General features: G+C 67.8%; 2 protein-coding genes. One reads left to right on the forward strand and one right to left on the reverse strand.

The genetic code is table 11. The annotated features are described in order from the left end of the window. On the reverse strand, positions 1-1397 hold a 1397-nt coding region (locus GT354_RS22890; protein WP_161358251.1), incomplete at its 3' end, for a glycoside hydrolase domain-containing protein. Between the two features lie 504 nt (positions 1398-1901). Between GT354_RS22890 and GT354_RS22895 the strand changes: the two genes are divergently transcribed. After that, on the forward strand, positions 1902-2470 hold a 569-nt coding region (locus GT354_RS22895; protein WP_161358252.1), incomplete at its 3' end, for a transglycosylase family protein.

A 2470-nucleotide genomic window follows, 5' to 3' on the forward strand; every position in this document is an offset into this window, starting at 1 on the left:
AACGTCGACGTCCGCGGATCGTACGTCGCAGCCTCGTCCGAGCCGCTTCCGTCGAAGTCACCCGACAACGGCACCATCGGCGTGTTGCCGTACTTGAACATCGGCCGCGTCGCCTCCGACACACCCGCGGAATCCGCCAGATACCACGACAACACCGAACCATCCGGAGGAGTCGTGGGACCGGTGCCCACCGCGACGTCGAGATAGTCACGGTCGATGTTCACCGAGACACCGCCGTAGGACTCCGTCACATTGCCGAAGTACTGGTGCACCCGCTGGTGATCGGCCCACAGGCCGGCCGGCACGTTCGGGTCCACGGTGTTGGCCACGTTGTTCCAGACCGCGCTGAAGAGCACATCCGGCAGTGCGTAGCCGGCGTTCCTGTTGTCGACCAGGTCCTTGATGGCGGCGTCGGAGCTGCTGTACACCGCCGACTTGTAGCCGCGAGCATGCAGTTCCGCCGTCCACGCCGAGAGGAATTGCAACGCGCGGGTCCGGTTGGCGGCGTACCCTGAATCACCCTCCATGTCGTAGTACAGGAGACTGCCGGGTCCGATCCCGAGGGCGTTCGCCTGGTTGATCGCGTCCGCTGCCGCCGCCGTTCCCTGGTTTTGCGGGGACGTGATCGCCGAAGCCTGGACGCCGACGTACAGAGGCATGAAGTGCCAACCCGCGGCGGCCTGTTCGTTCACCCATGACGCGGTCAGGTTGGGCTGTGCGCACGCGCGCTTGGAGCCGCCGATGTAGATGCCGACGGAACGATACGGGGAGTTGTTGCGCCACGCGTTCATCGTCCCCGACGACGGTGCCGAGCAGGCGTCGAAGCCCTTGCCCGTGTAGACGGTGGTGTTCGGCGACGCGGCGGCGGCGAACGTGTCGGGAGCCGTCGCTACGGCCGGCGCCTTCGCGTTCGCGGCGCGGGTGGCCTCGGGCAGACCCGCTCGGGCCAGGATGGTGCGAACGGTCGAGCGGTCGGTGTCGTAGGTCGCGCTCACCTTGATCCGCGGCGCGTCGGCGGTGAACTCCGCAGCGGTGGGATTCTCGGTGGTGCGCGCCGGACCGCTCGCGTCGCTCGGCCGGAGGAGAAGGGCCTCGGTCTTGCCCAAAATCTTGCTGGGGCAGTCCTGTTCGGCGCCCGGATCACCGAGATACACGACGTGTTGGTCGAAGCGGACGCAGGTCCTCGGGTCCCGGGTCAGATCGACGACGGACCACGAGGTCGGAACGTCGAAGGTGTAGCCCTGATAGCTCACCTGCCTGGTGTCGGCGGAACCGGCTGCGGTATCGGCCATCGCCACGCCGGTGAGACTCGTCGTCACGGCCATGGTGGCGGTGAACAACGCCCCGGCGATTTTTCGATGGTTCTTCTCGGGCATGGTGATCCCTCTGTGCTTCATGACGGGCTCCTGAACCGATCGCACTTTCGAGTACTCGAAACCGAAGGCCGCCACGGGGCGGGTCCCTTCGGCTGCCGGTGCTTGCACTCCGGCGTCGAGACGAGCATGTCCGCTGCTCAGGGCCGGTTCCAGGGCCCGGGCCAGGACGGAACCGGCCCTGACCGAAGTAGGCCGGCCGGCGGTCTCGGCGCCCGGATCCGTCCGCCGGACCCGGCCGCGACCGGTCGACGCGCGCCCACCCGCGCGAGGGCGTGTCGCCCGTCGGTGAAGGCGCCCCCGTGAGTGACGGGGCGACGTGCGGGCCGGATCAGGCCAAGGCCGGTTGTGGACGGTGCGTACCCCTGGACCGGCTTTCGGCGTGCCGCGAAACTCCTTTCGACGGCAGCGCCAAGCGGTCCGGGAACTCACCGGCCGCCCTCGTAACCGGCGAACTCCCCAGCGGGGCAGCCGTGTTCGACCTGCTGCCGAAGCAGCCCCAGATCCTTGCCCGCACCTGGAGAAACCATGAGAAAGACGTCCGTTCGACAACGGCTGACGGCGACATCCGCCGCGCTCGCCATCGGGGCGGCCGCCCTGATCGCCGGTGCCTCGGCGCCGGCCGGTGCCGCTTCCGTGAGCACCTGGGACAAGGTCGCGGAGTGCGAAAGCAGCGGAAACTGGTCGATCGTCAGCGCGAACGGCCTGTACTACGGGGGGCTTCAGTTCACGCTCTCGACGTGGCGGGCCTACGGCGGGTCGGCCTACAACGCCTATCCCAACAAGGCCACCAAGAAGCAACAGATTCTCATCGGGGAGAAGGTACTGGCCGGCCAGGGCGAGGACGCATGGAAGGTGTGCGGACCTCGCGCCGGACTGGCGAGGGACCACGCCGACCCGTATCCGTCGGACCCGCCTCCCACGACTCCTCCGGATGGTTCGGTGTTGTCGTGGTATCTGGCGGATTCCGCGGGTGTGTCGGAGGCGACGCGGCCGATGTTCAAGTACGGCAACACGCCGATGGTGCCGTTGTCGGGTGACTTCGACGGAAGCGGCTCGGACGAGGCTGCGACGTACGATCCGCGGACGTCGACGTT

This window comes from Streptomyces sp. SID3343, assembly GCF_009865215.1.
Taxonomy (GTDB): Bacteria; Actinomycetota; Actinomycetes; order Streptomycetales; family Streptomycetaceae; genus Embleya.